The 4,183-nt window shown below is 54.0% G+C and carries 3 protein-coding genes; 1 reads left to right on the top strand and 2 read right to left on the bottom strand.

The window, feature by feature from the left end; translation table 11 throughout:
* Positions 1 to 103: 103 nt before the first annotated feature.
* Positions 104 to 391: a MucR family transcriptional regulator gene (locus FS320_RS39335; protein WP_152717815.1), complete on the bottom strand. Its 288-nt coding sequence runs from the start codon at positions 389 to 391 to the stop codon at positions 104 to 106.
* A 713-nt stretch (positions 392 to 1,104) separates the two neighbouring features.
* Between FS320_RS39335 and FS320_RS39330 the strand changes: the two genes are divergently transcribed.
* A complete protein-coding gene (locus FS320_RS39330; protein WP_192926407.1) occupies positions 1,105 to 3,897 on the top strand; it encodes a TM0106 family RecB-like putative nuclease in 2,793 nt (930 codons plus the stop codon).
* Between the two features lie 110 nt (positions 3,898 to 4,007).
* Here the strand turns inward: FS320_RS39330 and FS320_RS39325 are convergent.
* On the bottom strand, positions 4,008 to 4,183 hold a 176-nt coding region (locus FS320_RS39325), incomplete at its 5' end, for a transposase (protein ID WP_192926244.1).

The following is a 4,183-nucleotide window of genomic DNA, read 5'->3' as shown; positions in this document are numbered from 1 at the left end:
AGGCGAACAATGTTGGTAGTCTCGGTCATGACGTATCGCTCTCCTGAAGAGGTTCTGGCAGGCTCGACACCCGCCTCGATACGTCGCCTTTCTCAAACCGTCATCACCCACATTCCGGCATAGGTCCAAGGTGCCGCTTCAAAGATTTATACTGTTTGCCGTCTTCGAGGCTGATCAGATGATCCGGGGTGACTGACTTGCGCACGGAGACGGCAGGCGCTGGCTTTGCCTCTTCCTGCTTCACAGCGGGCTGGCCGACATTCTGAAGTGCAGCGTGAACATTGCCGATCAGGCTGGGGAGTTCTGAGGGCGGTACGGAATTGTTGCTCACGAAGGCCGATACGATGTCAGCCGCAAGCTCGATGTAGTTTGGTGTGGTCTCGTTAGCCATTAGATAAGCCTCTGCTTGAGGTTGCTGTTAAGGCAGCGACCTCGGATGCCCGCTTTCAAGTTCGCGGGCAGATTATAACGAGGAGCTAAACCCATGACCCGACAAATACAAGAGGTGGTCGTGAACAATGTACTTTCAGAAACGATTTGCCTCGAACCATCTGTGAACAACTAATCTATGTTAAAGGTTCGAACTTCTCAGCCGCGCCACGAGAACAGTAATGTCCCGATCAGTACCATCTTCCGGCTTCGACTATTGGATCTCGAAGAGAGCCAAAAACAGTTTTCCGGATAGAATGAGCACCGAGAGGCTGGTTTGGAACGTGGGGACGGGCATTCTGGAGCCTTAAAACTAGTTTTGCTCATCCTCGCAGCCGTTAGACCCTCCCAGCAATGCTCCTCGAACTCGTCCGTCCTGGTCGGATAATTTCTTGGTAGGCCCTGATCGCTGAGCTTGGCACGGTCAGCACAAAATATTTTTAGCGGCTGGCGGGGGAGGCTGGCCGGGAACGTGGGGAGGGGCTCTGGAGACGATAGGAAGGGGCTGGTCAGGGAGAACCAGAAGCGGGAGACAGTGCGCTCGAAGGACCGTCCGAATCCCTATCGGGCAGGCGAGGACAGGAGGGCAGGGGCAGAGGGCAGCCGGTCACTGGTAACTGCCAATGTCTCAAACATCTGCCTCCCTTGAAGTATAGTGGTTCCATGAAGCCGCATATGCCGATCACCGATATCGTGTTTCAGGCGTATCTCCAGTGTGAGATGAAGGCATTTCTGCTGCTGGATGGGGCTGCTCCCAGTGACCTTGAAATCGAAAATTGGCAGCACCGCCTTGCGGAAACCTACAAGACACACGCCCTCAAATGGCTGTGCGCGAGTGTCTCTGAAACTGAGATATTCCAAGGCATGCCTTCGTTACGAGCACTCCGACGACAGGACTACTGCCTGCCTATCGGTCCCGAAATCTCACTTCCCGAAATCCAGGCCCGACCTCATGCCGTAGAGCGAGTGCCTGTTCGCCGAGGTGGAGCCGAGACCACAGACCGTCCCATACGGTTCTCGCCTAGTGAGAAGCTATCATCCTCAGATAGGCTCCTCGCCGCTTTTGATGCTCTGGCCCTGTCCCGACTGACAGGCCGAACGCCAGCCACAGCTAGGATCATCCATGGTTCGAACCATACGTCCACGACCGTCCAGCTAACGAAGTTGATCAGGGCGGTCCGTTCGCTTGTTGATAGGTTCAAGGCACAGTACGCGACCACGACCCCGACTCCACTGGCCCTCAACAAACATTGCTCAGAATGCCAATTCCGGTCGCACTGTCGGCAGATCGCCCTCGAAAAGGATGACCTCAGCCTCCTGACTACCTTGAGGGAGCAGCAGCGGAAGAAGCTCAACCGTAAGGGCATAACAACTGTTGCCCAACTCTCCTGCACGTACCGGCCCAGGCGGCGTTCAGCACGGAATAGGGCGAAGGCGACCAAGCACGAACCCGCACTGAAGGCGCTGGCGATCCATGCCAATCGAATCCATGTCGTGGATACTCCGACCTTCGCCATAACATCCGGCGCTGTTTACCTGGATGTGGAGGGTGTTCCAGATCGGGAGTTCTATTACCTGATCGGAATGCGGTACCGGAGTGGTGATGAGGATCTTCATCTCTCGTTTTGGGCTGACGATCTATCAGACGAGTGCGAGATGTGGCGATCCTTCGTGCGTGCCCTTTCGCCAATCTCTGATGTCCGCCTCTTTCACTACGGGAGTTATGAAACACAGTTCCTAAAACGGATGAAGGAACGCTATTGCGAGATCCCCGACGACATCGATCTCGTAGATCGGCTGATTGCCACATCGACGAATTTGCTGAGTCTGACCTACGCCCACATCTACTTCCCAACTCACTCGAACGGTTTGAAAGACATCGCTGGCTATCTCGGGTTCTGTTGGTCAGAGGCGGACTCCTCCGGTTTGCACGCTCTGATCTGGCGCTCAGAATGGGAAGCGACAGGTGATCCGAGCCTCAAGCAGAAGTTGATCATTTATAATGCTGAGGACTGCGAAGCCGCCCAGAGGGTGGCCGAGGCTATTGCTGAAATCTGTGCCGCGAGGCCCGCAGGCGCATCCAGCGAGGTCAGCGTCAATGTCAACGCGCTTGAACACGGGTATCGAGGCCGCTTCGGACCAATCCAGTATGCGATATCTGACTTCAAGCCGATTAATGAAGCTGCTTACTGGGACTACCAGCGTCAGCGTGTTTACGTGCGATCTGATGATAGTATAAAGCGCCTGAGCCGAAGGTCAGCGGCAAAAAGACCAAGGCGAGAGAATACGTTTCTTGTCGTGGAACCGCGCCCAGAGCGCTGTTCGCATTGTGGATCGGGCCTGATCTACAAACACGGTCCACGGACCAAAGTTGGTCATGATCTAAAACTAACCCGTATTGGGATAAGGCTCTTACATGCTAAGTTCAGCTATCCGCGATACAGATGTAGATCGTGTGGAAGGACTTTTTCAAAGTTTTCCGTAGAGCACCACGGTCGAGGGCTGAGGTCATACGTCATCTACCACCTGATTGAGTTGCGGATTTCCAACAGGCTCGTTTCGCAGAGCCTTAATGACATTTTTGGCCTGAGGCTTGGCCACGATGCCATCAGCAGAATCAAAACCGCTGTGGCCTACGGATATTCTGATGCGTATCGTAAGATACTTCAGAGAATAGTAAACGGGCCACTTATCCACGCTGACGAGACACAAGTAATTGTCGATGGAAAAGTTAGTTATGTATGGGTGTTCACGAGCTTCGACGAAGTAGCCTACATCTACAGTGAGTCTCGTGACTCAAGCACACTTCATGAAGTCCTTGACGCATTTCAGGGAGTTTTAGTCTCAGATTTTTATGCCGCCTACGACTCGGTGGAATGTGTACAGCAAAAGTGCCTGATCCATCTCATGAGGGATCTGAATGACGATTTAATGGAACATCCGTATAACGAGGAGATGCAGGAGATTGCGAACGAATTTGGACTTCTTTTGCGTTCGATTGTCGAAACTATAGATCGCTTCGGCCTAAAGGCGCGTTATCTCCGGAAGCATAGAAAGGAGACGGCGCAGTTTTTCGACAATGTTGCAAAGCGCGATTTCCAGTCTGAGGTGGCTGTAGGTTACAAGAGTAGGTTTGGGAAATGCAGCGATAAGATGTTTACGTTTTTGAACTATGATAATGTGCCTTGGAATAACAATAATGCAGAGCATGCTATCAAAGCATTCGCGCGACTGCGCAACGTAATTGGTGGATCGAGTACGCCAAAGGGTATGCGTGACTATCTTGTTCTTCTGAGTATCTCAGAAATCTGCAAGTACAAAGGATTAAGCTTCCTCGACTTTCTGCGGTCGGGCGAAACCGATGTCGATGCCTTTGCTGCCCATACTGGTAGAGCGAGACGTACAACCAGGACGCCCAACGCTAACCGTTCCTATTCACCAGAGTTTGTTTCGGGGCCTATTTGGTAGCGCGGACGTGCCGATCCGCTGCGTTTCTTTCACCGCGGCGAGGTCTGGAACGTGGGGAACGCGTTGGCAGGGACGGGATGGGATGACCGGGGCGATGGCAGCCCCGGCGCTCAGGGCGAGGCCGCCCGGGGCTGGGGTGCCAGAGCGCTCGCAAGACGGCGGACGAGATCCGCTTCCGGACAGCACGAGGCAAAGGCCAGTCGGATGCGGCTGGTGGTTTCCTGCACCCGCACGGCGATCTTGAGCAGGCGCAACCGCAGCGTTGCGAACTCCGCCCGGGCGAGAT

It is taken from the genome of Microvirga tunisiensis (genome assembly GCF_009296175.1).
In the GTDB taxonomy this organism is placed as follows: Bacteria; Pseudomonadota; Alphaproteobacteria; order Rhizobiales; family Beijerinckiaceae; genus Microvirga; species Microvirga tunisiensis.
This window is presented reverse-complemented; position numbering and strand designations above follow the sequence as displayed.